A 25335-nucleotide genomic window follows, 5' to 3' on the forward strand; every position below is an offset into this window, starting at 1 on the left:
CGGAGCACTCCTCTTCGTCCGGCTCTTTGTGGGCCGACATGCAGGAAATTTTTCATATGGATGGTCGCGCGAAAGGAGATTAACGACATGAAATGGTTAACGATGAAAAAAAACGGGGCGCATCGATTGGGCGTGCAGTTGGAGGAAGGCGTGCTCGACGTAGAAGCCTCGCTGGCCTCCCATCCCGCGGATGGCGTTCCAATCGAGCCGACGGCTCTGCTTCAATCCGGCACTCAAGGACTTCAGGCTCTCGCCGACTATGTCTCGGAGATTCGCCGTCTAGGTCTTCCCAAGCTCCTTGCGGCCGATGAAATCGATTGGGCGGCCTGCGTGCCGAATCCCGGCAAAATCATTTGCGTCGGACTGAATTACCGCAAGCATGCCGACGAATCGAAGCTGCCCTATCCGCCCGTGCCGCTGTTATTCAGCAAGTACGGCAATACGATCGCGGGACAGGGAGCGGACATCTGCATTCCGGAAGGAACGGCGGAGGTCGATTACGAGGTCGAGCTCGGCATCGTCATCGGTCTCACGGCCGCCTCGGTCGACGAGCAAAAGGCGCTCGATTATGTACACGGCTATTGCGCCGTGAACGACGTCTCCGCCCGGGACTGGCAGATGCGCACATCGCAATGGATGCTCGGCAAGACGGCGGACGGCTTCTGCCCGATCGGCCCGTATACGGTGACGGCCGACGAGGTCGGCGATCCGCAAAATCTCGGTCTGCGCACGTGGGTGAACGGGGAGCTGCGGCAGAACTCCAACACGAAGGACATGATCTTCTCTTGCGCGGAGATTGTCAGCTACGTCTCGCGCCATATGACACTGGAGCCGGGGGACCTGATCCTGACCGGTACCCCAGAGGGCGTCGTCTTCGGCCTTCCGCCGGAACGGCGCGTCTATCTGAAGTCGGGAGACGTCGTCAACGTAGAGATCGACAAGCTGGGCAAGCTGACGAATCGATTCGTCTAATACGGCTCATGCAATGATTGAACCAAAGTTATGGATAAGAGAACGATGAAAAAGGGGGCATGTATCTCCTGTAGGAGCGGAGCGTTTGCCTTTGCCGATGTGAAATCTCCCTGTTGCGGGTTTACCTATTCAGATTTCACATCGGCAACAGCAACCGGAAGGAAATACTTGCCCACAAAAGTCTAATCGTGAGCATAATCGTCCTTATCGTCAGAAAAAATCCATAAAGAACGGAGTCCGCTCAGGAATACGTCTCTCCAACAGCCTCAGGCTATCCGATGGCCCGCTGACCCGGCCGACCGATGCAAGCCAAGTCGGCTTCCGCCCGCCGAGCAGCATCGCCGTCAGCGCACGAATATCGCAACGGATCGCTTCCCCGTTTCCGCCCGCTTCCTGTGACGTGCTGCCTTCAAGCCGTTCCAGCTTGCCTTCGCCCTCCGAGCTCCACGATAGCCGGAACGCGCCTTCGTTCCATGGCGCATGCCGATCCTCCATGCATAGCAATACGCTCTCTCCGTCCTTCCCGCCGTTCCAAACATATTGCTCTGCGAACGCCTGCGCATCCACGATCCGGGACATGAAGTACGGAACGACCTCTTGTCCGATTCTCGGATCGTCCAGCAAATAAGGAAGATCGTCGTCTATCGGCGCATTAAGGATCGTTTCGCTGAACATGGAGTCGTGATTGGCGATGAACGTCCAAATGGCCGCTCTTGCCGTCTCGTTAAGCGCCGTCAGCTCATGCACCGTCATTTTGCCGTTCAGGCAGTCGTAGAGCAGATAGCCTTCGGGAGAACCGTCCTCATTATAGTAAACGGCAGCCGTCCCTTCCTGTCGCCGCACTCGATCCTCCCACCACTCTGCCGAACGCGCCAACGTCCCGTTATAACGAGAAGCGTAAGCCGTATAGACCATATCCAGAACGGAAACGTCCGGTACCGTCATCCGTCTCACCTCGCCCGGCGTTTCCTTGCGAGTAGGCAGCAGACGGGTCGCGATTGTATACTTCTTGCGATCGATCGTCTGCTCGTAGCCGTACTTCTTATAGAAGGGGAAGAAAAACGGGTGAAGCATGCTCACGCTTTGACCGTTCTTCCTCATCGTCTCCAGCGCATGCGAGAGTAGCCGACCGACGCAGCCCTGCCTTCTGGCTTCCGGCCATGTTGCGACGCTGCCTATGCCGCCGAGAGCCAGCTTTTTTCCCTGAACCCATGCTTCAAGAGGCATAAGCCCCAAAACCGACAGCAGCTTATCTTGTTCATCGAAAAAGCCCCACTGCTGCTCGGGACGAAAGTTCTTCTTCCGCTGCTCCAGTTGCTCTGCCGTTAATCTCTGTTGAAAGGCGAATTGAAACAACGCCATTCTTTCATCGTAATCCGCCATCGTCAATTGTCTGAGTTCCATCGTCGTTCACCGGCCTTTCATCCTCATTTCCTCTCTATCCTAACAAAAAGCGATCCCGCAGTCTCTCTAGTTCCGCGACACCGCACCTCATGACAACAAAGAGACCCGGCTTCCGCCGAGTCCCTCCGCTCTAAATCGATATCGTCCTAATTAGATCCAGCCGCGAGCTTTGAACCACTCGAAGTTGTTTTTCGCGCTGACGATCGAAGACACCTCGTATTGCTCTTGCTCGATGATAACGTATTCCACGCCGGCCGATTCGCAAGCCGCGAGCGCCGAATCCCAATCTACAGAGCCTTTGCCGATCTCCGAATCCGTGCCGTCCTCTTTGAAATCCTTGGCGTGCACGACCGGGAGACGTCCGGCGTATTTGTTCACATAAGCTGCAGGATCTTCGCCAGCCACCTTCACCCAGCCCAGATCGAACTCGGCGAACAGCAGCTCGGCCGGAACTCTTTCCAGAATGTGATCGATGACGAGCTTGTCGCCTACAGGTTTGAATTCAAAAGCATGGTTATGGTAGCCGAAAGACATTCCCGAATCTTTGACGATCCGGCCAGCTTGCTCCAGGGTATCGGCCATTTTGTACACGTCGTCCAGCGTCGGGTTGTCGCCAAGCGGATACCACGGCACAATAAACCGTTGAATGCCCAGCTCTTGCGCATATTCCACTTGCTTCTTCAGATTGTCCCAGATCGCAGCGTCGTTCACCGACAGCCCTACGTGAGCGGAAGGAGCGTGCAGTCCGGCATCGGCCAGCGCTTGCTTCACTTCCTTAGCGGAATGTCCGTAGTAGCCGGCCAGCTCCACGTTTTTATAGCCGATTTCCCCGATCTCCTTGATCGTGCCCAAGAAATCCTTCTCGCTGCGGTCGCGCACGGAATACAATTGAATGCCTACCTGCGGTTTGCTCATTTGATCTCCCACCATCCCATGGTTTCGTTTTGTACGCACGGTGTTCCGCACGGCTTCAAACTTTGCTCCTCTCTATTATAGGCTTGGAAATGCATTCTCACGAGCGGGGTTTTTGTCTTCTTTATATGCATTTTGGAGATCGATTTTATGGAATGGAACAACTTTCCTCCCATTTGCTACGTATTATGGATATCGAACCTTCGGGAAGGATGGACAAACGTCATGGAGCAAGAGTCGACAGACGCAACGAGCCTCTCCAGATCGCGCGCACCCAAGAAACGCATAAGTAAAAAGAAAATGCTGCTTTACGGGGGCCTTGGCGTCTTTCTCATCATCGCTTCAATCGCAGCCTATTACATCTATACGATCGTTTCATTCGCCGGAGAGATCTATCAACCCCCGGCCGACAACCAGCCGAGCGCCGTCATGCCGGCGGACGGAAGCGCTCCCACTCCGGTGCCGGTTATCGAGCCGCCCGAGCGTTTCGCGGACGAGCGGATCAATATTCTCCTGCTGGGAGGCGACTCGCGGGGCGTCAAGAGCAACGCCAAGCCCCGCTCCGATACGATGATTGTCGTATCCATCGATCCGGTCTCCAAGAGCACCCATCTATTCTCGCTTCTGCGGGACACTTACGTGGACATTCCGCGCCATGGCTCCAATCGGCTGAACGCCGCAATTACTTTAGGCGGACCGCTGCTGGCGATGGAAACGGTGCAGAACCTGATCGAGCTGCCGATCCATTACTACGTTTACACCGATTTCGAGGGCTTCATTTCGCTGATCGACGCGTTGGGCGGAATCGATTTCGAAATCGAAAAAAATATGCGGCATATCGACAAACGGGACGATCCGAGATACAGCATCAACTTGGAAAAGGGCGTACAGCACCTTGACGGGCTCACCGCGCTGCAATATGTTCGATTCCGCAGCGATGCCCTATCCGACTTTTCCCGCTCCGAGCGCCAGAGGAATTTCCTCTCGGCGATCGCCGACAAGCTGAAATCGACGACGACCTTGCTCAAACTGCCTCAACTACTCAGCGGGATCGCCCCCTATATCGAGACGAGTATTCCGCCAAGCGATATGTTCGAGCTGGCCCGACTCGGTCTTAAGCTGGACACCGGCAACCTGAACGGTATTCAGGTTCCGCAGATGAACGCGTTCAAGAACGCCATGATCGGAGGGATGGATGTGCTCGTTCCGGATGTGGAGAAGGTTAGAAGCTACGTCCAAGAGCAGCTCTCCGGCCAGCTCGTTCAAGATCCATAAAGTCGACAAAACTCTGATCTTAAAACTTATTAACATCATAGGATTAATATGTTACGATGGGTTCATCTGACAATGGAAGGGATTGGACGGCATGGCAATCACGACATTCAAAGCATCGGCTCATTTACAAGAAGGAGTCGTCGTTAAAGTTAGCTCCAGAAATTTCGAAATGACGATTGACGAGCCAAAAAGCTTGGGCGGAACGGATACGGGAATGAATCCGGTAGAAGCGGTTCTAGGCGCGCTAGGCGCATGCCAATCGATCGTGGCGAGAGTGTACGCCAAGAAGTTCGACGTTCGCCTCGACGATTTCCGCGTAGAAGTGGAGGGCGATCTCGATTTGGACGGTTTCTTCAAAAAATCCGACGTTCGTCCCGGCTATTCGGACATTCGTTATACGTTCTACATTAAAACCGACGCCCCTCAGGAGCGTGTCGAGCAGTTTGTGAAATTCCTGGAAGAAACGTGCCCGGTCGGCGATACGATCGCTAACGCCGTTAACCTTAAACTGAGCAATATCGTGATCGAAGCTCCGGAAACGGTAGAGTAATCCGCAGCTCTCATACGTTTCTCGTTCAAACGGTCCTCAGCCAAGCCTCCCGTGCAAGCGGAAGGCGGCCGAGGACCGTTTTATGATGTATGATGCTTATTCCTACCCTTTGCTCGCTCCCGCCGTCAAACCGTCGACCAAATTGCGCTGCAGCACAAGGAACAGGGTCATGACCGGAAGCGCAACGAGCACCGCCCCTGAAGCGAACAGCGTAAACTCCGTCGAATTGCGCTGGTTCACCATTTTGTACAGCCCGACGGCCAGCGTCCTCTGATCCTCCGAGCGCAGCACCAGATCGGCGAAGATGAAGTCGACGAAGCAGCCGTTAAAAATCATAAGGCTAGCATAGGTCAGCATCGGCTTGGCTAGCGGTATCATAATTCGGAAGAATACGGTCAGATGGCTCGCTCCATCGATCCGTGCGGCTTCCTCCAGACCGGATGGAATCGTATCGAAGAAGCCTTTGGCCACGAACACGTTCGTGACGATCGCCCCGGAGCTATAGACGAGTACAAGCGCCAGATGCGAGTTGAGCAACCCCATCGTATTCAGCACGACATACACGGCGATCATCGCCATGAAACCGGGAAACATCTGCAGCACGAGCAGCGTATTCAACGAAAAACGACGTCCGGCAAAACGGAACCGGGACACCGCGTAAGAGGTCAACAGCAGCAGGAACGTGCCCAGCACCGTCGACAGCGTCGCAATTTTAAGCGTATTCATAAACCATAGCGGATATTTGGTCGCACGAAAAAGCTCGCGGTAATGATCTAATGTAAACTGACGCGGAAACAGCGTCTCGCTGTACAGACTGTTCCCTTCCTTCAACGAGGACAGCACGATCCACAGCGCGGGATACAGGCTGACGATCGTCAGAATAATGAGGATGGCATAGCTGAGACTGAGCTTCAAGCGAGCGTTGGAGCCGTTCATGCGATCATCCCCTCCTCTTTGTAGGATCGGGTGCGGCGGTAGCTCCAGATGGACAGGGAAGCGATCATCAGGAAAATGATAATGCCGATCACCGACGCGAAGCTGTACTGTGCCTGATCCAACGCCAGCTTATATAGCCAGGTGACGAGCAGATCGGTGTGGCCGGCGTATTGGTAATGCGTATTCACCGGACCTCCGTCCGTCATCAGATAGATCACGTTAAAATTGTTGATGTTCCCGGCAAACTGCATGATCAGCACCGGAGCAGTGGCGAACAGCATCATAGGCAGCGTAATGCGGCGAAACTTCTGATAAGAGCCCGCTCCGTCGACCTCGGCAGCTTCATAAAGGTCTCGCGGTATAGTCGTCAAAATTCCGAAAGCGAGAATCATCGTAATTGGAATGCCGATCCACATATTAACAACCATCAGCGTCGCTTTGGCCCACATCGGATTGGTCAGCCACGGCACGCCTTCCAGTCCGATCATGCGCAGCATATCGTTGATCGGACCGAACTTGTTGTTGAACATGTTGCGCATCACCAACAGGGAGATCAGGCTCGGGATCGCGAACGGAACGATCATCACAGTGCGCCAGAATGCCTTGAACCGAATGCGCGGCTGATGGATCAACACCGCCACCAAGATTCCCCCGACATAAGTGGTCGCAGTCGCGACGGCCGCCCAAATGACGGTCCACAGCAGCACGCCGAAGAACGTATCGCTCCATACCTTTAAGCTCACCAGCTTGACGAAGTTCGCGAAGCCGACCCAATCGATGAGGTTCGCCGGCGGCAGGTTCGGGTCCGCATAGTTCGTAAAGGCGAGCAGAATCGAGAAGATCAAAGGAAGCACGGTCAAAAATAAAATGAATACGGCGGGCAGCAACAGAACGAGGTAAGCGAAATTCCGTTGGCTCATCGCCCGGAGCGTCTGCCGGAACGTTCGGATCTTCTGCCCCGCTTCCCGCAGAACGCCCGTCTTATAGGCGTCGCGAATGCCGGCCGCATATAGCGCGACAGCCAGCAGCGCTGCGAGCAGCGCCATCAGGCCTTTGATTAGAAGGAAAATCGAATGATCCCCCTCGACCATCTGCGTCAGCTTGCCGACCTTGACCAAGCCGCTCGGCTGGTCTCCCAGCGTCCACAGCCCCCGCAAATATTCCGGCAGGTCAAGCGCCGCGGCTCCGCCTAGAAAGCCGATTCCGGCAGCCAGAAACAGAAACCCTTTCATCCGCTGTCCTTGATAGAGCTGGCCCAGGCCCATGAAGAGCGCCGACAGCAAGGCGCCCGCGATTGGTTTGCGCATGCGCGATTCCTCTCTTTCTTCGCCTCGGACGGCCTTCACCCGACAGCCGGAGGCCGTCGGGTGAAAGCCGCTCTTGGGCGAACCTTCTCTCTATTGGGAAGCGATGGCCGTCTTCACCGTCTCGACCATGGCGTCCAGCGTCGTCTTGACGTCGGCTTTCGGATCGTCCCACAGCGTCGTGAACGCCGCCTTAAGCGGATCCCATAGCGCATTGATCGCGGAGATGCCGGGCATCGGAGTCGAATTCTCGAATTGCTGGAAGAATCCGCTGACATAAGGATCTTTCTTGATTTTCGGATCTTCTCCGGCCTCTTTGTTCGCCGGGATCGCTCCTGTCATTTCGTAGTTTTTCAGTTGATTCTCTTTGTTCGCCGCGAAGTTCGCGAACAGGCGAGCCGCGATCGGATACGGCGAATACGAATTGACGTAGTAGGATTTGACGCCGGAGAACGAAGTGGACGGCTTCCCGCCGGGTACGGCCGGAAGCGGTGCAACACCGAAATTGACCTTGTCCTTGAAGGCGCCGACCGACCAAGGGCCGTCGATGTTCAGAGCCAGCTTGCCGTCCGTGAACAGCTGCGTCTTGACGTCGTAGGTGATGTCCGCCGCGTTCATCGGCAGAATCGGTTTTAGCGACCGCAAGAACTCGAAGCCTTGCACCGCCCCCGGGCTGTTCAGCCCGATGTCGGTCGGATCAGTATTGTCCTGCCCGAAGAAGTACCCGCCGAAGCTGCCGACGAACGGATAGGAATAATAGCCAACGAATTCCCACATGACGGCGTACTTGTTCTCCTTGGAATTCGTAAACGTCTCCGCGAACTTAATGACCTCGTCCCACGTTTGGGGCGGTTCCGGGAATAGATCCTTATTGTAGAACAGCGCGTACGTTTCTACCGACTTCGGATAGCCGTACAGCACCCCCTCGTAGGAAGAAGCCTTGACGGCCGCTTCCGCCATCGAAGATCGGGTTTCCTCTTCGAACACGTCGTTGGGAAGCAGCAGCCCCGCCTTGACCGCCTGGGCGATCTGATCGTGCGGAAGCGTCAGGACGTCGCCCGCCAGCTTCGAAGGGCCGTCCGTCGCCAATCTTCCGCCTTGATCTCCTCCGGCCACCTCCTCCAGCGTAACGGGAACTCCGTATTCCTTCTCGAAAGCAGCCACCACCTCTTTCATATAAGGCATTTGCTCCTTGGATTCCCACACCTTCAGCTTTGCTCCCGCTTCCGGCTTCAGAGCCTCATCTTCCTCCCCGGACGAAGCCGGACTGGACGGGCTTTCAACCGCGGCCGAAGGACTCTCGTTCTCAGACGGCGAGGCGCTCCCGTTAGCTCCGTTACCGTCCCCTCCTCCGCAAGCGGTCAATGCCCCGAGCAGCAATACGCTTACCAAGCCGATACTCCATTTCTTAATCTTCATGTTCTCAGCCTCCCGTTTTAAGTGCTTCCCCTTTTCATGCATCCGATGATCCGACTGCCGACTGTGCCGATCGCTTCCGCTCCCTTACGTTGACCGCAAAAAAAGGGCACACCCTCGCCAAGTGAATAACTCAACGAGGATGTACCCTTATGGGGTAGCAGTGCCTTCAGAATGTGGAAAAGCCTAATTCCGAATGTTCGTGAAAACGATTGCACAAACTCATCATATACGATGAACAAAAAAGTTAGCAAATTCCATTTTCAGCTCATATTCATGATTTTCGGCTTAAAATTCGCATTAAATCTCATTTTTTCTGTTAAACCCTCCGAAATCGTCCGTATTTCATTCTATTTACAGATTTGGCGATTTGGGATAACATGAAAATTAAGGATAGAGCGTGGCCTCACAGCTAGGGCAAACGGTTGCACCCTGTGTAAGCCACCGAATCGGCCGTATTCCGCTATCCGAATCCGCAAACATCGCACAAGCAACTTAAAGGCGCTGTTACCGTAAGGTACAACCTCGTCCGTGCACGACGAGGCTGTGCCTCTTTTGCATTCTACTTTCTATCCAAAAGGAGTTATGCGCTATGCTGCGAGAAGCCATCTATCATCGCCCCAAACAAAACTGGGCTTATGCCTACGACAACAAAACCATTCATTTGAGGGTTCGGACGAAAAGAGGCGAAGCGGATGAGGCCTTCGTGATCGCTGGCGACAAATACGCCTGGGAACAAACGCGCTATATCGTCCCGATGAAGCCTCTCGCATCCGACGAGCTGTTCGATTATTGGGAAGCAGAGGTCGTTCCCCCTCTTCGTCGATTGAAGTACGGCTTTCGCTTTCGTTCAGGGAACGAGGAGCTTTATATGTCCGAGAAAGGCTTTTCCTCCGTCGAGCCTGAGAACTACCTGACGCTGTTCGAGTTTCCTTTTCTCAACCCGGCCGACGTATTCGAGCCTCCCGCTTGGGTGAAGGACGCGGTGTTCTATCAGATTTTCCCGGAACGGTTCGCCAATGGCGATCCATCGCTCAATCCCGCAGGGACGCTGCCTTGGGGCGGCGCTCCGACTCCGACAAACTTCTTCGGAGGAGACCTGCAGGGCGTTATCGATCATCTCGATCATTTGGTCGATCTGGGCGTCAACGCTATCTATTTTAACCCGCTGTTCGAAGCGACGACCAACCACAAATACGACACGAAGGACTACATGAAGGTCGATCCTCGGTTCGGTACGAACGAGAAGCTGAAGGAGCTCGTAGACGCCTGTCACGCCAAGGGTATTCGGGTCTTGCTGGACGCCGTATTCAACCATTCGGGCAAAGAATTTCCGCCCTTCGTCGATGTGGCGGACAACGGGGCCGATTCCCCTTTCGCCGATTGGTTCCATGTACGGGAGTTCCCTTTGCGTGTGGAGAACAGGATCCCGACCTACGATACGTTCGGCTTTGAACCGATCATGCCTAAGCTGAATACGGAAAACGCAGAGGTCAAACGCTACTTGCTCGACGTCGCTCGTTATTGGATCGAGGAAGTCGGCATCGACGGCTGGCGGTTGGACGTGGCCAACGAAGTGGATCATGCTTTCTGGCGGGAGCTCCGGTCGGTTGTCAAAGGCTTGAATCCCGAAGCTTACATTCTCGGGGAAATCTGGCACGATTCGATCGCATGGCTGCAAGGGGATCAGTTCGACGCGGTGATGAACTATCCGGTGACGGAAGCCGTTCTGGACTTTTTCGCCCGCGGCGTAATTGAAGCGGTTCCCTTCGCCAACACGATCGGCAACCAATTGGCCGCTTATCCGCGTCAGGTCGTGGAAGCGTCGTTTAACCTGCTCGGAAGCCACGACACGCCGCGCCTGCTCACCGTATGCGGAGAGGATGAACGGCGCATGAAGCTGGCCACGCTGTTCCAGCTGACGTTCCCCGGGACTCCAAGCATCTACTATGGCGACGAGGTGGGGATGAACGGCGGCGGCGACCCTCACTGTCGAGGGTGCATGGTATGGGAGGAAGATAAGCAAAACAAAGAATTATTCGAGTTTTTTGCGGCGGCAATCCGACTTCGCCACAATCACGAAGCGCTGCGGAGCGCAAGCTTCAAGTTTCTGGTTGCCAATGGAGGACTGCTCGTGTACGAACGGCTGTCCTCCGACAACTCGGAACGCCTCGTCGTCGCGATGAACGTCTCGGAGCAGCCGGTAGAAGTCGTCCTCCCAAGAGCTACAGCCGGTCAAAGCTGGACACCAATATTCGGCGAAGCCCTCGTCGAGGAGACTGGCGGCCCCATGAAGGCCGAACTAGCGGCCTTCGGCTATTCCATCTGGCGGTGCTAGACAAGGGGGTTGTCCTCTAGACGCTAGGTAAAAGGGGAATGTACCTCCTTCCGATGCTATACGCTCCTGAAATCTGAATTGGGAACCCGTGATACGGTGATTTCAGGAGCGTATGAGGCATTCTCCAGGCTAATCATGATCCACAACACTTCCAGATAATTCCTCGGAATTATCCTTATAATCATTGAAGACGCTTTAGTGACGTACAAACCCTTGATTTTGGATGCTTTGTACGGTTTTCCCTACAAACGTTCGTCGTTTGAGCCTAGGCCGGATGGCTTTGTACGATTTTCCCTACAAAAGTCCGCCGTTTAAGCCTGGTTCGAGCTGCTTTGTGCGGTTTTCCCTACAAAAGTCCGCCGTTTAAGCCTGGTTCGAGCTGCGTTCGGTTGTACGTCTTTCCGACTAACTTCCCCTTTGTAAGCTCATGTGTGCAAATGGATCCGCCGTAAAAGTTCAATTTCCAATCAATTTGAATCGTTGTGGTTTATAGTACATCCCCTTAACAGGCGGCAATACGAATGTAATCCACTTTCAACGTACCCGCAGTTGAAGAAGGAGCCCTAACTCTAATTTAGCTTAGACGGGCTCCTTGTCCATTTATTTTTTTGCGAAAACGATGTCGGAATACAAATAAGTGCCGCCCGGCAAGGACGATTGCTCCGGAGATACGGGCAGAACGAAGATGTCCTCGTCCGCGGGATTCCCTTCAATTCGGAACTCCAAATCCAACGTATGCTCCCCAGCCGCTAGATTCACGTAAACGCAGCGGTTGTGCGCCGCACGATGGAAGGCTGGCATATTTTCTGCCGGCTCGGCGTTATCAAGGACGACTTCGCCGTTCAAACGCGCAACGACCGGTGCCGTTGTGCCGACGATCAGCTTGGCGTCGCGTGCCGTAGGAATAATCAGCTTGGTCGAAGCGCGATACGTCCCTGGAGTCTCGTCGCCCGACGCTTCCGCAAGCCGCAGCTGGTGACCCGGGAAGACGACGTCCTTCCCATCCGGCATGCCGGGTCCGGCAATCCGCCAATGGGTGGCGGCAGCCAAAGCCAAAGGAATATGCTCCGTACTCCATACGACGCGATCGTGGTTTCTGTGAACGTTTAGTTGGAGCGCATATGACGGTCTCACAATCGCGCCCGCTTCAACCTCCGCCTCCCACTCGAACGTCTCTCCAACCGCCAAGGCGAATGGGCGCTCCAAAACCGCCGACCAATCCTCCGGAGTTTCAAGCTCCAACGTTCCGCTCCATGGCTCGCGCGAACGATTGGACACGGCTATGCGGATACTTTTGCGCTGTCCCGCGCCGATCGAAGGTCCTTCCGCTCCGTAGTCGACCGTAACGGATAGTCCCTGCGGCTCCGAAGAACCCTGCGGCAGCAGATAGCGCACCGCGGTGGGAGCGATCTCGTAATCCTCTAACCGAATCGTCCGGTCTTCCCAGACGGCGAGCACTTCCCGAGACATGCGAATCGTCCGCCGCGTCAGTTCGTCCAGATTGGTCGGCGCGGGGAAGCCCTTCACCGGCGGGCTGACGACGACGCGGTCCCCGACCGGCTCGACCCACTCCGCAGGCAGACTGGCGCGCCCCCCGATGATGCCGAGAATCGCTCCGAGCGTCGCCGCCGTGCAGTCCGTATCGTAGCCGCAGTTCGTCGCCTTCAGCAGCGCATCCCCGAAGTTCTCCCCGTATAACCAACCGAGAATCGTAAATGCGATATTTTGTGGTGCGTCCGTAAAATTATCCCGCCCGTGATGCTTGAGAATCAACTCCCGCGCTTCCTTCCAATCGACGCCTTCCCCATGCCAACGAATCAGATCGCGAACGGCCAGGGATGTGCGGCAGTCCTCCGGAATCATCGACAGACCGATGGCGATCAGACGGTCGCGGTCGCTCTCGGAGAAAGCAGCGGCTTCGATGGCCGCGAAAAACATTTCCCCAAAGACGCCCTCTCCCCCCGCATGGTCAACGATCGCATCCTGGTATGCGTAATAGGCGGCCACGTCAGGGCGGTTCGGCGCGACCATCGCCCATATCTCGGAGCGGATCGGCGAGCCCATGCAGTCGTTAAACGGATTGTTGAACGAGCCGCTAAGCGGTGCCGGGAGCCCCCGCCGCAAGTTGCCCAACGCATAGCCGTACTCGTCAAAAGGAAAGAAGATATGCTCCACCCATTCCTGACCCAATTCCTTCGCGGTCAGCCGGGCGCCGTATTGCTCCAGCGCGTGCAGCCATACGAGCTGCATGTCCAGGTCGTCGTTTTCCAGCGGTTCGTCCGGAAGCACCGGATAGAAAGTCAGATCGAGCAGCTCCTTTTTCCCTTCCATGGGGACGCCCAGCGTGCCTCCGATATTTTTGCCTAACCAACCTCCGTACACCTTTTCGTAAAACTCTTCTTCAGATAGCCGGGTCATAGGTACATCTCCTCTGCGCGGTGATATAATCGATTCAAACCGACTATACCGGAGAGCATTCCGCGATAAAATGGACGACGTTACGATTTGCGGCCGTCCGAATCGGAGAGGTGTCCAGTGAACTTCTTGTCAATATCCAGCCGCTCGCGCTTGGACGTAAAATGGGCCAACAGCCATACGGGCGATCCGTTGTTCTTCAACACACCCCATGCCAATCCAAATTTTCAATTGTTTCTCGTGAATGACGGCCCCGTCTATCTACAGGTCGAGGAAGAAAAACTGACTCTGCATTCCGGGGAAATCTTGCTGCTCAAGCCCTGGCAGCGGCATTTCGGATGGAAGGAGGGCGGGGAACATTTCAACTTCTTCTGGGTGCAGTTCAGCGCAGACCCGCAGATCGAGGAAGTGGACGACGAGACCGACTACGCGCAGGATTTGTCGTTTATCGGTTCGTCCGGCGATCTTCGCAGCGCGGCCTCGACCGAGATCCGAATGCTGCTGCCCCGCCGTCATCGTCCCTCGTGCCGATTCGAGTTGGCTTTGAAGTTCGAGCGGATGATCGCCGAGATGAGAAAACCAGCCGGTTATTTTCGCGTACGGCTGTCGGTACTCATCTGGACCGTGCTGGAACTGATCGCCAACGACTTTATGGAGAGCCAGCATCCGGACCCGGCGACGCCGGAATCTTTTATTCTGTATCGCCGGATCGTCAACACGCTGGATGAAAATTTTCAGCGCGAGCTCTCCAAGGAGATGCTCGAAGCGGCGGTCGACCGCACGTACAACCATATCTGCTCCGTCTTCAAAAAATATTCCGGAACGACCATCACCGCCTACACCCACTCCCTGCGCATCCAACGCGCCAAATATTTGCTGCAGACAACGGGCGACACCGTCGCCGCGATCGGGCTCGAGGTCGGTTACGACGACCCTTATTATTTCGGTCGGCTGTTCAAGAAAATAACCGGGGTCACTCCTCTGGAGTTCCGGTATCGCTCTGGGCAATAGACAACGGACCTCGCCATTGCGCGGGGTCCGTTTGTTTTCCTCGAATGTGTATATATTTACCCCAAACAATCTATTTATGAACTTGAAAGCAATTGTCTTCCATTTTATGTTGGTATTACATATGGAGTATCATATTTAACTTACAGGGGTTAGATAAAGGGAGGAATTCTTTTGTCAGAACCTCGTACTCGCGCTCGCGTCACCATACTTTTATTCACCTTCGCCGCACTAAGCCTTGTCTTCCTCTCAGCCTGTCAGAAGAGGGAGAAAGACGACCTGGAAGATTTCGATCCGAATGAACCTGTTAAGCTGAAGGTCATGTATATTCTCGAAGAGACCTTTGGTCAAACCTACGGAAATCTGTTGCAACGGAAGTTTCCCAATCTTGAACTTGAGATTGTAGCTCCGGGACTGGGGACCTTTACAATCGATGATTATTTACAACAGATCAATAAGGAACAACCGGATGTTCTCTTCCTTAGCCTTCCACTCTACGAAAAGCTTGCCGACGCAGGGCGTCTTATGGAATTGGATTCGGTCATCCAGCAGGATCGGTTCAATTTAAGCGGCATTTATCCGGCTGTGATCGAGCAACTGCGAGTCAGTGGAAACGGCAAGTTATACGGACTGACTCCAGAGTTGTTTTCTCACGCGATTTATTACAATGCTGATCTATTTCGGAAATATGGGGTGGAGCTGCCCACAGATCGAATGTCCTGGGATGAAGTTTTCAAGCTCGCCCAACGGTTTCCGTCCGATGGGAACGAAGAGGAACGCGTATACGGTTTTAAAAAAGATGTTACTGGCGGGTTATCCGAGCTGGTTATGGTCGTTGGAGATACGATCGGATTGACATCGGTTAGCTCGGACGGCCTTCGCCTCACGCTCCAATCCGACGGCTGGCGGAAAGTCTTCGAATCCGTCATGAAGACCTATCAATCGGGAAACCTGCACATTCCTACAGGCCCAATAACATTTGCCCCTGAAACTGATCCCTTTATCAAAGGTCATCTTGCCATGAGATTAGATTCCTTTTCGTATTATTCACAAATGTTAGAAGGTAGAAGAAAATGAAATATCAGCGATCCGTTTGAACTCGGAGTCGTCACCGCCCCTGTCAATCCGGCGACTCCGGATATGACCAATCAATTTACGATCGGTTGGATTTTTGCAGTCAATAACCAGACTGCCCACAAGAGAGCCGCATGGGAAGTCGTCAAGTACATCAATAGCGAAGAAGTCGCCAAAATTCATTCTCGGACAGCCTATCTGTCAGCCCCGGCACGCAAGGAATATGCCAAGGCATTCGAGGAGCTTAATATCGAACCTTTTTACGCTTTGAAGACGACTGCGACGCGGCATAGTGATAGCCGTTTCCCGCATACGTTTGCCAGGGTATCATTAGGCCCGCTCGTCACAAACGAGCTCCAACTCGTCGCCGACGGAGCAAAATCGTTGGACGAAGCAATCGAGACGATCCAAACGGAGGGGCAGCGATTGCTGGATGCCTATCTGGTTAAGCCAAGTCCGCAGGGAGGTGAATAAAATGCCAAAGCCTATAATCCCTCACCGGGCTGCTGCCCTTGCGCTTATCGCGCTTAGCATAGCTCTCATAGCCGGCTGCCAAGGCGAGCGTTCAGGGCCTTCGGAAACCTTCGATCCCGATCAGCCGGTTAAACTGAAGGTTATGTTTTCGAGCAGCGATTACTTCTATCAACGTTACGGAAATATGCTTATCGGCCAGTTCCCTAATGTGGAGTTCGAAGTGATCGAACAACCGTCCGGTTCAATCGAAGAACAGAAAAAAGCAATTCTGGCGTCGCAGCCCGACGTCCTGCTGCTCAGCTCCCCACTGTACGAAGCGCTTGCAGAAGATGGCGCTTTGATGGATCTGGAGCCCGCCATCGAACGCGATAAATTTGATCTAAACGGGATTTCCCCCTCGGTGACCGAGCTGCTAAGAGAAGGAGGAAGCGGGAAGCTATATGGTCTTGCTCCCGAGTTTTCGACTTCTGTGCTCTATTACAACAAAGATTTGTTTAATCAGTACGGGGTGGAATTGCCCAGGGATCGCATGTCGTGGGATGACGTATTGAAGCTCGCTCAGCGTTTCCCTTCCGAGGGAACCGAAGAAGAACGTATTTACGGTTTTGAACCCGAATCAGCTCAAGGTTTGTTCGATTTAATACTGGACGCAGGCACTGCGATCGGATTAACTCCGATCAGCGTCGACGGCTCCAACATCGTCATCGCTTCCGACAGTTGGAAGAAGATTTTCGCGTCTGTTATGCAGGCTTATCAGTCGAATGTTCTGCACTTTCCTTCGGGAGACATCGTCGAACAATTTAGAAACGATCTCTTCACGAAGGGCCGGGTCGCCATCAAGGAAAATGAATTTTTCTACTATTCGACGATCGCTGACAAACAGAGAACAGAGCCAAACAGCAAGCCTCTTAACTTCGATGTCGCAACTGTTCCCGTGGATCCCGCGAACCCAGATGTGACGAACGCTCTTTCTCTGAACTCCATTTTTGCGGTTAGCAATCACTCCGTACAGAAGCCGGCCGCTTGGGAGGTCGTGAAGTACATCAATAGCGAAGATCTTGCCAAAGTCGAATCCAAAACGATGAACGGCCAAATTCCGGTACGCAAAGACTATGTTCCGAATAAAGAAATCTTCAATATCGAACCTTTCTTTGCCCTGAAGCCCGCCGCAAAACGTTCGAGCGACAGCGCCGCCACTCCTGAATTTAAGCAAGCGTTCAAAGAATTGGCATCCAATGAACTTCATCTCGTTGCAGATAATGCGAAATCGTTGGACGAAGCAATCGAGACGATCCAAACGGAAGGACAGCAGTTGTTGGATTCTTTTCTGCTTAAGGCGACTCCTTGAGAACCTCCACCAAATAAAAAAAGGACGAACCGCGTCTAAGCGCAAGGGTTCGTCCTTCTTGTCGTTCGTTCTGTCTGACTAAGATGTCGCTATTTACCTTATTTCAGGTTGCTGAGGTTATAGAACGCCGCTTTGCCGCCGTACTTAGCCGTGGAGCCAAGACGATCTTCGATGCGGAGCAATTGGTTGTACTTCGCAACGCGGTCCGTACGGGACGGAGCGCCGGTTTTGATCTGGCCAGCGTTCGTCGCAACTGCGATGTCGGCAATCGTGCTGTCTTCGGATTCGCCGGAACGATGGGAGATTACAGCTGTGTAGCCTGCGCGCTTCGCCATCTCGATCGCGTCGAACGTCTCGGTCAAGGAACCGATTTGGTTGACTTTAACGAGGATGGAGTTGCCTACGCCTTTCTCAATGCCGTCAGCCAGACGCTCGGTGTTCGTAACAAATAGGTCGTCGCCAACCAGTTGAACTTTGCCTCCGAGTTTCTCCGTCAGCAATTTCCAACCTTCCCAGTCGTCTTCGGAACAGCCGTCTTCGATGGAAATGATCGGATACTTCTCTACCCAGCTAGCAAGCAGGTCAACGAACTCAGCCGGCGTGAAGGACTTGCCTTCGCCTTCGAGGTGGTATTTGCCGTCTTTGAAGAACTCCGTGGAAGCGACGTCCATGCCCAGGAAGATTTCTTCGCCGGCTTTGTAGCCCGCTTTCTCGATTGCTTCGAGGATCGTGGACAACGCTTCTTCGTTGGAACCAAGGTTCGGAGCAAAGCCGCCTTCGTCGCCAACTGCCGTGTTCAGACCTTTTGCCTTCAGAACGCCCTTCAGAGCGTGGAAGATTTCCGTGCCTGCGCGCAGAGCTTCGGAGAATGTCGGCAAGCCGATTGGCAACACCATGAACTCTTGTACGTCGATGTTGTTATCTGCGTGCTCTCCGCCGTTAACGATGTTCATCATCGGTACAGGCAGCGTTTTGGCGTTAAATCCGCCCAGATAAGTATACAGAGGAACGTCAAGCGCATCGGCAGCAGCGCGAGCAACCGCCATCGAAACAGCGAGGATCGCGTTTGCGCCCAGGTTCGCTTTGTTAGGCGTGCCGTCGAGTTCGATCATTTTGCTGTCGATTTCGACTTGATCGAGCGCATCGTAGCCGATGATTTCCGGAGCGATAACCGTATTGACGTTCTCTACAGCCTTCAGAACGCCTTTGCCCAAGTAACGGCCTTTGTCTCCGTCGCGAAGCTCGACCGCTTCGTATGCGCCGGTAGAAGCGCCGGACGGAACGATGGCATGGCCTTTAGCTCCGGATTCCAATTGAACTTCGACTTCGACAGTCGGATTGCCGCGAGAATCGAGCACTTCGCGCGCATATACGTCAGTAATGATCGTCATAGGTAGAACACTCCTTCGGTGGGTTTATTTTTAATGCGGTTAGACAATTAAGGATTGGCCCGTCATTTGCTCCGGCTGCGGCAACTGAAGCAGCGCAAGCAGCGTCGGGGCTACATCAGCCAGAATGCCGCCTTCGCGAAGCGTGAGGCCGGCTTGGGTCACAATGCACGGAACGATGTTGGTCGTGTGCGCCGTAAACGGCCGATCATTGTCGTCCAGCACCATGTCTGCATTGCCGTGGTCGGCGATAACCACGCAAACGCCGCCTTTAGCCGTTACCGCGGAAACTACCCGTCCGAGACATTCGTCAGTCGCTTCCACCGCCTTGATCGTCGGCTCCAGCATGCCGGAGTGACCGACCATGTCGGGGTTCGCGAAGTTCAGAATGATCGCATCGTGCTTGTCGTCGGCAATTTCCTTTTCCAGCGCTTCCGTTACCTCGTAGATGCTCATCTCCGGCTGCAGGTCGTAGGTGGCGACCTTCGGCGAATTGATGAGAATCCGAGTTTCGCCCTCCAGAACGTGGTCCCGTCCGCCGCTGAAGAAGAACGTGACGTGCGGATACTTCTCCGTTTCGGCGATTCTGAGCTGCTTTTTCCCGTGTTGAACGAGTACCTCGCCAAATGTATTATCCAACTCTTTAGGCTTATACGCAACCAAGCCGCCTACGGTTTCCGCGAACAGCGTCATACACACGAAATACAGGTTCTTCGGGAAGCCCGGGCCGCGGTCAAAACCGCGAAAATCCTCATTCGTGAACACATTGGACAGCTGAATTGCACGGTCGGGACGGAAGTTGAAGAAAATGACCGAGTCCTCGGACTCCACCAAGCCGTTCGGCTTGCCGTCCGCTCCGACGATCACCGTCGGCACGAAAAACTCGTCGTATACGCCTTGCTCGTAAGAAGCTTTGACCGCTGCGATCGGATCAACCGCCGTAGGACCGTCGCCGTAAACCATCGCGCGATAGGACTTCTCTACCCGCTCCCACCGCTTATCGCGGTCCATTGCGTAGTAGCGGCCTTGCAGCGTGGCAATGCGGCCGATTCCGAACTCTTCGATCTTGCCTTGCAATTGGGTCAGATAGCCGACTGCACTGTCGGGAGCTACGTCGCGGCCGTCGAGGAAGCCGTGGATATACACTTCCTCAAGCTCCTCCCGCTTCGCCAGCTCAAGCAGCGCGAACAGGTGGTCGATATGGCTGTGAACGCCGCCGTCGGACAGCAGGCCGTACAGATGCAGCTTCTTGCCGTTCTGCTTGGCATGGCGCACCGCGCCGACCAACGTCGAATTGTCGAAGAATTCCTGATCGCGGATCGACTTGGAGATACGGGTCAAATCCTGATACACGATGCGGCCCGCGCCGATATTCAGATGTCCGACCTCGGAGTTGCCCATCTGGCCCTCCGGCAAGCCGACCGCTTCTCCGCTCGCCGTCAGCGTCGTGTGCGGGAAAGTGCTCCAGTACTTATCGAAATTCGGTTTGTTCGCTTGAGCCACGGCGTTGCCGTGCTTCTCTTCGCGAATGCCGAAGCCGTCCAAAATAATTAACGCAACCGGTTTGGGAGCTGCCATCTTACTTCGCCCCTTCAACCAACGCCACGTAGGAAGCCGGCTCCAAGCTTGCGCCGCCGACCAACGCGCCGTCGATATCGGATTGGCCGAGGTACTCGGCTACCGTATTCGGCTTAACGCTGCCGCCGTATTGAATGCGCACCTTATCCGCCGCTTCCGCGCCGAACTGCTTGGCTACGACGCTGCGGATGTAGGAGATCGTCTCGTTCGCTTCCGCGGACGTGGACGATTTGCCCGTGCCGATCGCCCAGATCGGCTCATATGCGATCACGGTTGCCGCAACCTGCTCAGCCGTCAGGCCGGACAGCGCGCCTTCCGTCTGTACGCGAACGACTTCGTTCGTCGTGCCGGCTTCGCGCTCTTCCAGCTTCTCGCCCACGCATACGATCGGAACCAGTCCGTGACGGAATGCCGCATGTGCTTTCTTGTTCACAATCTCGTCCGTCTCGCCGAAATATTGACGGCGCTCGGAGTGGCCGATAATGACGTAATCGATGCCGAGATCTTTCAGCATAACGCCGCTGATCTCTCCCGTGTACGCGCCGTTGTCTTCGAAGTGCAGGTTTTGCGCGCCGACTTTGATTGTCGTGCCCTTAACCGCCTCGACCAACGTTGGAAGCGCCGTGAACGGAGCGCAGATAACGCTCTCCACGCCGGATACTTCCGCTTTGCCTTTGACTTCGGCTACGAAGGACGCTGCCTCGCCTGCCGTCTTGAACATTTTCCAGTTGCCCGCGATAATCGGTGTTCTGCTCATCCTTGTCACCTCTATTTGTCGTTAAGAGCTACGACGCCCGGAAGCGCCTTGCCTTCCATGAACTCCAGAGAAGCGCCGCCGCCTGTGGAGATGTGGTTCATTTTGTCAGCCAGATGGAACTTCTCAGTCGCAGCAGCGGAATCGCCGCCGCCGATGACGGTGTAAGCGTCCGAGTCCGCGCAAGCTTGCGCAACTTCACGAGTACCGTTTGCGAAATCATCCACTTCGAATACGCCCATCGGTCCGTTCCAGAGAACCAGCTTGGAGTTTTTGATGACTTCCGCGTAGATTTTACGCGTTTTCGGACCGATATCGACGCCTTCCTTGTTAGCCGGGATTCCGTCGATGCCGACAATATCCATGTTAACAGCCGATTTAAAATCTTCCGATACAACGATATCAACCGGGAGATAGAAGTTTTTGCCGAGCTTCTTCGCTTTCTCGATGAATTCGAGCGTCAGGTCCAGCTTGGAATCATCGCACAGCGACAAGCCGATCTCATTGCCTTGCGCCTTCAGGAACGTATAGGAGAGACCTCCGCCGATGAGGATGTTGTCCGCGATCTCGATCATTTTGTTGATGACGTCGATCTTGTCTTTTACCTTGGAGCCGCCTACGATGGCCGTGAACGGACGCTCCGGGTTGTTCAGAGCTTTGCCCAGTACGTCGAGCTCTTTCTCCATCAGCAAGCCGGAAACTGCAGGAATGTGATGCGCGATGCCTTCCGTGGACGCGTGAGCGCGGTGAGCCGCTCCGAAAGCGTCGTTCACGAACAGGTCCGCCAGCGCGGCCAGCGACTTGGCCAGCTCGGCGTCGTTCTTCTCCTCGCCCGCTTCGAAACGAACGTTCTCCAGCAGCAGCACGTCTCCGTCATTCAGCTCGTCAACCTTCGCTTGCACCGAAGCTCCGACGACTTCGTCAGCCTTCGCTACCGGCTTGCCCAGCAACTCGGACAGACGAGCGGCAACCGGCGTCAAGCGCAGTCCGTCGACGACTTGACCGTTCGGACGGCCCAGGTGACTCGCCAGAATGACTTTCGCGCCCTTCTCGATCAAATGCTTGATCGTAGGCAGAGTTTCGCGAATACGCGTATCGTCCGTGATTGCGCCGTTTTCCAGCGGCACGTTGAAATCAACGCGCACGAACACTTTCTTCCCTGCAACCTCTACGTCTCTTACACTTTTCTTGTTCACGGGTCGAACCTCCTCAGATGGCTGTCTATCTCCTTGCGCAAAGCTAGGCTCCTAGAGGGAGCCCGCCTTGTTTTTGTATCTTTTGACCTTGGTTCGCGAGCGGCGCAGTCATTGCGTGGGGAACTCTCGCACTTGACCTTGGTTCCCGAGCGGCGCAGTCATTGCGTGGGGAACCCTCGCCCTTGACCTTGGGTTGCCGAGCGGCGCAGTCATTGCGTGGGGAACCCTCGCCCTTAGCCTTGGGTTGCCGAGCGGCGCAGTCATTGCGTGGGGAACCCTCGCCCTTAGCCTTCTCTCCTCAAGAAGCGCAGTCATGCGCAGAGGAGAGCCGCCCTTCTTCCGGCCCGCGGCCGCTCTTCCTGCTCGATAGTTAAGCGTAGTCCCGGGTTTGCAGAGCAAATCCGGGACGCAGCGATCCAAGCAGCCGTTCCCCTTCCCCCGTCCTCTGCCACTCATCCGACAGCGCCGGGTGTCCAGAGGGCGGTGCCCTTTGGGGTCCCCCTTCGGGAAGGGGGATTTAGGGGGTAGCGACTTATTATAGGCCTTTGCTTGCGATATAAGCAGCCAAGTCAACAACGCGGTTGGAATAGCCCCACTCGTTGTCGTACCAGGAGATAACTTTAACCATGTTGCCTTCAACGACCATCGTGTTCAGCGCATCGATCGTGGAAGAAGCAGGATCGCCGTTGTAGTCGCTGGATACGAGCGGCTCTTCGGAGTAGTTCATGATGCCTTTCAGCGGGCCTTCGGAAGCAGCTTTCAGAGCCGCGTTCACTTCTTCAACCGTAACGTTGACTTTCAGTTCGGCAACCAGGTCCGTAACGGATACGTTAGGCGTAGGAACGCGCATGGACATACCGTTCAGCTTGCCTTTCAGCTCAGGCAATACGAGAGCAACGGCTTTCGCAGCGCCAGTGGAAGAAGGAATGATGTTCTCTGCGGCAGCGCGAGCGCGGCGCAGGTCTTTGTGAGGCAGATCCAGCACTTGTTGGTCGTTCGTGTAGGAGTGGATCGTGTTCATCATGCCCTTAACGATGCCGAACTTGTCGTTCAGAACTTTCGCGAACGGAGCCAAGCAGTTCGTCGTACAAGAAGCGTTGGAGATGATTGTGTGCGAAGCTGCGTCGTACTTGTCTTGGTTAACGCCCATTACGATCGTGATGTCTTCGTTCGTTGCAGGAGCGGAGATGATAACTTTCTTCGCGCCGCCTTTCAGGTGAAGCTCGGCTTTGTCTTTCGCAGTGAAGATACCCGTGGATTCAACTACGATTTCAACGCCTACGGAAGCCCAAGGCAGGTTGCCCGGATCACGCTCTGCGAAAACTTTAACCGATTTGCCGTTCACGATCAGCGCGCCTTCGCCGACTTCAACCGTTCCGTTCAGTTTGCCGTGCGTCGTGTCGTATTTCAGAAGGTGAGCAAGTGTATTTACATCTGTCAGATCGTTGATTGCAACGATTTCTACTTCAGGGTTGTTCAACGCTGCGCGAAATACGTTGCGTCCGATACGTCCGAATCCGTTAATGCCCACTTTTACTGCTGCCATGTTGGTTCCTCCTTAGAATTGAAAAAGGTGTTGATGCTATATATCAAGGCGCACAGGCGCCGAGACCTCTATAAAGTAAGGATTACCCGATTTGCCGGCTTTAACGCTCTACATACCGCAAAGCTTCGCGGGCCGCCGCCTCGTCCGTGACAAGCACGTCATCGTGCCCGAAACGCATGACGGATGCGATCGCTTCGCCCTTGCTTCCGCCTCCAGCAATACCGATAACCATTTCTGCAGCTTCGATGTCCTCCAGCCTGAGTCCGGCCGTCGCCATCCGATGAACGACCTTGCCATTGCGGTCGAAATAATATCCGAAAGCTTCCGCCAAAGCTCCGTCCTTCACCAGTTCGTCTTTCGTCTCGTCCATCAGCTTTCGCCGACTGGCCATCGTGACCGCGTCGCCGATTCCGTGAACGACGATACGCGCGCCTCGGATCATGTCGACGACTTCCCTGACGTTCGGCTCCTGCATAATCGACTGGTAAGCTTCTTCGCTCAAGTGATCCGGAACGTGCAGCATTCTATACCGCGCGCCCGCTCGCTTAGCCAGCTCCGATGCGATCGTGTTGGCCTGGTAGTCGACGCTCTCGCCCAATCCGCCCCTGGCAGGTACGAACCAGTTATCCTTCAATTGGGACGTAGTAGAAAATTGTTTGGCCAGATGCGCCATCGTAGATCCGCCCATGACGGCAACTACATCTCCGGAGGAGAGACTTTCCCGCAGAACGCGGCTGCCCGCTCTTCCGAGTTCCGCTTTGACGAGATCGGATTCGTCCGAATCTCCCGGAACGACAATAACCCGCTTCAAGCCGAAAGCTTCGCGAATTCTGTCCTCCAGATCGGATAGGCCGAACAATTCCTTGACGATTGGCTCCATCTCTTCCACCAACTGTCTGCCGCCGGCGGTCAACGTCATTCCAGTTGTCGCCGTGTTCAGCAGCCCTTGGGACTTAAGCAGCTCCAGCTCCGAACGCAGTACGCGCTCCGTCATCTCCAGGCTCGCCGCCAGCGTGCGCCGTCCAATCGAACCCTCCAGATAGATCCGGTGCAAAATATCGTACCTCGTCTCCATCACCTGAAGGAGATCCGGAAGCAGCTTTTTCTGTATGTCGATCATTTTTCGCATTCCCTCCGCCTATCCCCCTAAGACCGAATGGTCACCGTCGGCAATGATGCGAATTGTATGGTTGGACGAAAAATGTCCCGCCATATCATTTTGAGTCCCACCTCTATATTAGCGAATTTTCCCGTTTGTTGCAAGGGCTGCGTCGCACGAAATTCTGTTCGCCATTATACAGGTACACGCGAACAATCCGGAAGCCGCGTTTCGCGCCACAAGCGAAATTGCTTAAGATGACCCATACACAAAGTAAGGGGTATGTACCTCCTGTAAATGCCTCATACGCTCCCGAAATTACTCTGCAACGGGTTTACCCATTCAGAT

20 protein-coding genes are annotated in these 25335 nt (G+C 54.7%); 8 read left to right on the plus strand and 12 right to left on the minus strand.

Translation table 11 applies throughout. From position 1 onward, the window contains the following. Positions 1 to 87: 87 nt before the first annotated feature. The gene (locus tag J4772_RS32000; protein ID WP_209073018.1) at positions 88 to 972 is read left to right on the plus strand and encodes a fumarylacetoacetate hydrolase family protein; all 885 of its coding nucleotides are present in this window, start codon (positions 88 to 90) and stop codon (positions 970 to 972) included. 210 nt (positions 973 to 1182) lie between these two features. On the opposite strand, the gene eis is transcribed toward J4772_RS32000, so the two are convergent. Both eis and J4772_RS32010 read right to left on the minus strand, forming a co-directional pair. Then, entirely contained in the window at positions 1183 to 2376 is a 1194-nt protein-coding gene (gene eis / locus J4772_RS32005) for a GNAT family N-acetyltransferase (RefSeq protein ID WP_209073019.1), read from the minus strand. Between the two features lie 150 nt (positions 2377 to 2526). Then, the gene (locus tag J4772_RS32010; RefSeq protein WP_116064675.1) at positions 2527 to 3291 is read right to left on the minus strand and encodes a sugar phosphate isomerase/epimerase family protein; all 765 of its coding nucleotides are present in this window, start codon (positions 3289 to 3291) and stop codon (positions 2527 to 2529) included. Between the two features lie 222 nt (positions 3292 to 3513). On the opposite strand from J4772_RS32010, the gene J4772_RS32015 reads away from it, so the two are divergent. Both J4772_RS32015 and J4772_RS32020 read left to right on the plus strand, forming a co-directional pair. Next, positions 3514 to 4563: an LCP family protein gene (locus J4772_RS32015; RefSeq protein ID WP_247740914.1), complete on the plus strand. Its 1050-nt coding sequence runs from the start codon at positions 3514 to 3516 to the stop codon at positions 4561 to 4563. A 91-nt stretch (positions 4564 to 4654) separates the two neighbouring features. Further along, the gene (locus J4772_RS32020; RefSeq protein WP_116064676.1) at positions 4655 to 5113 is read left to right on the plus strand and encodes an OsmC family protein; all 459 of its coding nucleotides are present in this window, start codon (positions 4655 to 4657) and stop codon (positions 5111 to 5113) included. A 102-nt stretch (positions 5114 to 5215) separates the two neighbouring features. On the opposite strand, the gene J4772_RS32025 is transcribed toward J4772_RS32020, so the two are convergent. The 3 genes from J4772_RS32025 to J4772_RS32035 all read right to left on the minus strand — a co-directional run bounded on the left by J4772_RS32025 (position 5216) and on the right by J4772_RS32035 (position 8772). Next, entirely contained in the window at positions 5216 to 6049 is an 834-nt protein-coding gene (locus J4772_RS32025) for a sugar ABC transporter permease (protein ID WP_209073020.1), read from the minus strand. Continuing rightward, complete coding sequence (locus J4772_RS32030; protein ID WP_209073021.1) at positions 6046 to 7356, minus strand: carbohydrate ABC transporter permease; 1311 nt, start codon at positions 7354 to 7356, stop codon at positions 6046 to 6048. Before J4772_RS32030 ends, J4772_RS32025 begins: the two co-directional genes overlap by 4 nt. 90 nt (positions 7357 to 7446) lie before the next feature. After that, positions 7447 to 8772, minus strand: coding sequence for a sugar ABC transporter substrate-binding protein (locus tag J4772_RS32035; protein WP_209073022.1), 1326 nt, complete (start codon positions 8770 to 8772; stop codon positions 7447 to 7449). Positions 8773 to 9361: 589 nt separating this feature from the next. Here J4772_RS32035 and J4772_RS32040 point away from each other — a divergent pair. Beyond that, positions 9362 to 11107, plus strand: a complete 1746-nt coding sequence (locus J4772_RS32040; RefSeq protein WP_209073023.1) for an alpha-glycosidase — start codon at positions 9362 to 9364, stop codon at positions 11105 to 11107. 600 nt (positions 11108 to 11707) lie between these two features. Here J4772_RS32040 and J4772_RS32045 read toward each other — a convergent pair. Then, complete coding sequence (locus tag J4772_RS32045; RefSeq protein WP_209073024.1) at positions 11708 to 13525, minus strand: ADP-ribosylglycohydrolase family protein; 1818 nt, start codon at positions 13523 to 13525, stop codon at positions 11708 to 11710. Between the two features lie 117 nt (positions 13526 to 13642). Here J4772_RS32045 and J4772_RS32050 point away from each other — a divergent pair, with 117 nt between their 5' ends. From J4772_RS32050 to J4772_RS32065, 4 genes are all read left to right on the plus strand, one after another. Beyond that, positions 13643 to 14533, plus strand: coding sequence for an AraC family transcriptional regulator (locus tag J4772_RS32050; protein WP_209073025.1), 891 nt, complete (start codon positions 13643 to 13645; stop codon positions 14531 to 14533). Between the two features lie 171 nt (positions 14534 to 14704). Continuing rightward, on the plus strand, positions 14705 to 15607 hold the full coding sequence (locus J4772_RS32055) for an ABC transporter substrate-binding protein (protein ID WP_209073026.1): 903 nt from the start codon (positions 14705 to 14707) through the stop codon (positions 15605 to 15607). 63 nt (positions 15608 to 15670) lie between these two features. Then, positions 15671 to 16078 carry a type 2 periplasmic-binding domain-containing protein gene (locus J4772_RS32060; RefSeq protein WP_209073027.1) on the plus strand — a complete coding sequence of 136 codons (408 nt, stop codon included), beginning with the start codon at positions 15671 to 15673 and terminating at the stop codon, positions 16076 to 16078. A gap of 1 nt (position 16079) precedes the next feature. After that, positions 16080 to 17426 carry an ABC transporter substrate-binding protein gene (locus J4772_RS32065; RefSeq protein ID WP_209073028.1) on the plus strand — a complete coding sequence of 449 codons (1347 nt, stop codon included), beginning with the start codon at positions 16080 to 16082 and terminating at the stop codon, positions 17424 to 17426. A gap of 98 nt (positions 17427 to 17524) precedes the next feature. Here the strand turns inward: J4772_RS32065 and eno are convergent, their stop codons facing one another. The 6 genes from eno to J4772_RS32095 all read right to left on the minus strand — a co-directional run bounded on the left by eno (position 17525) and on the right by J4772_RS32095 (position 25017). Beyond that, on the minus strand, positions 17525 to 18817 hold the full coding sequence (gene eno / locus J4772_RS32070) for a phosphopyruvate hydratase (RefSeq protein WP_116064686.1): 1293 nt from the start codon (positions 18815 to 18817) through the stop codon (positions 17525 to 17527). Positions 18818 to 18856: 39 nt separating this feature from the next. Further along, a complete protein-coding gene (gpmI, locus tag J4772_RS32075; RefSeq protein ID WP_209073029.1) occupies positions 18857 to 20392 on the minus strand; it encodes a 2,3-bisphosphoglycerate-independent phosphoglycerate mutase in 1536 nt (511 codons plus the stop codon). A 1-nt stretch (position 20393) separates the two neighbouring features. Then, positions 20394 to 21149, minus strand: a complete 756-nt coding sequence (gene tpiA, locus J4772_RS32080) for a triose-phosphate isomerase (RefSeq protein WP_116064688.1) — start codon at positions 21147 to 21149, stop codon at positions 20394 to 20396. 11 nt (positions 21150 to 21160) lie between these two features. Beyond that, positions 21161 to 22342 carry a phosphoglycerate kinase gene (pgk, locus tag J4772_RS32085; protein ID WP_209073030.1) on the minus strand — a complete coding sequence of 394 codons (1182 nt, stop codon included), beginning with the start codon at positions 22340 to 22342 and terminating at the stop codon, positions 21161 to 21163. 535 nt (positions 22343 to 22877) lie between these two features. Next, positions 22878 to 23888: a type I glyceraldehyde-3-phosphate dehydrogenase gene (gene gap, locus J4772_RS32090; protein WP_116064691.1), complete on the minus strand. Its 1011-nt coding sequence runs from the start codon at positions 23886 to 23888 to the stop codon at positions 22878 to 22880. Positions 23889 to 23988: 100 nt separating this feature from the next. Beyond that, positions 23989 to 25017 carry a sugar-binding transcriptional regulator gene (locus tag J4772_RS32095; protein ID WP_116064692.1) on the minus strand — a complete coding sequence of 343 codons (1029 nt, stop codon included), beginning with the start codon at positions 25015 to 25017 and terminating at the stop codon, positions 23989 to 23991. Positions 25018 to 25335: the final 318 nt, after the last annotated feature.

It is taken from the genome of Cohnella sp. LGH (genome assembly GCF_017671885.1).
Classification (GTDB): Bacteria; Bacillota; Bacilli; order Paenibacillales; family Paenibacillaceae; genus Cohnella; species Cohnella phaseoli.

Bases quoted from the DNA above. Each gene is read 5' to 3' on its own strand.
- J4772_RS32030 (WP_209073021.1), bottom strand. From the start codon at position 7,356: ATGCGCAAACCAATCGCGGGCGCCTTGCTGTCGGCGCTCTTCATGGGC.
- J4772_RS32065 (WP_209073028.1), top strand. From the start codon at position 16,080: ATGCCAAAGCCTATAATCCCTCACCGGGCTGCTGCCCTTGCGCTTATC.
- J4772_RS32095 (WP_116064692.1), bottom strand. From the start codon at position 25,017: ATGCGAAAAATGATCGACATACAGAAAAAGCTGCTTCCGGATCTCCTT.
- eis (WP_209073019.1), bottom strand. From the start codon at position 2,376: ATGGAACTCAGACAATTGACGATGGCGGATTACGATGAAAGAATGGCG.
- J4772_RS32025 (WP_209073020.1), bottom strand. From the start codon at position 6,049: ATGAACGGCTCCAACGCTCGCTTGAAGCTCAGTCTCAGCTATGCCATC.
- gpmI (WP_209073029.1), bottom strand. From the start codon at position 20,392: ATGGCAGCTCCCAAACCGGTTGCGTTAATTATTTTGGACGGCTTCGGC.
- tpiA (WP_116064688.1), bottom strand. From the start codon at position 21,149: ATGAGCAGAACACCGATTATCGCGGGCAACTGGAAAATGTTCAAGACG.
- gap (WP_116064691.1), bottom strand. From the start codon at position 23,888: ATGGCAGCAGTAAAAGTGGGCATTAACGGATTCGGACGTATCGGACGC.
- J4772_RS32000 (WP_209073018.1), top strand. From the start codon at position 88: ATGAAATGGTTAACGATGAAAAAAAACGGGGCGCATCGATTGGGCGTG.
- J4772_RS32020 (WP_116064676.1), top strand. From the start codon at position 4,655: ATGGCAATCACGACATTCAAAGCATCGGCTCATTTACAAGAAGGAGTC.
- J4772_RS32040 (WP_209073023.1), top strand. From the start codon at position 9,362: ATGCTGCGAGAAGCCATCTATCATCGCCCCAAACAAAACTGGGCTTAT.
- J4772_RS32015 (WP_247740914.1), top strand. From the start codon at position 3,514: ATGGAGCAAGAGTCGACAGACGCAACGAGCCTCTCCAGATCGCGCGCA.
- eno (WP_116064686.1), bottom strand. From the start codon at position 18,817: ATGACGATCATTACTGACGTATATGCGCGCGAAGTGCTCGATTCTCGC.
- J4772_RS32060 (WP_209073027.1), top strand. From the start codon at position 15,671: ATGACCAATCAATTTACGATCGGTTGGATTTTTGCAGTCAATAACCAG.
- J4772_RS32045 (WP_209073024.1), bottom strand. From the start codon at position 13,525: ATGACCCGGCTATCTGAAGAAGAGTTTTACGAAAAGGTGTACGGAGGT.
- J4772_RS32010 (WP_116064675.1), bottom strand. From the start codon at position 3,291: ATGAGCAAACCGCAGGTAGGCATTCAATTGTATTCCGTGCGCGACCGC.
- J4772_RS32035 (WP_209073022.1), bottom strand. From the start codon at position 8,772: ATGAAGATTAAGAAATGGAGTATCGGCTTGGTAAGCGTATTGCTGCTC.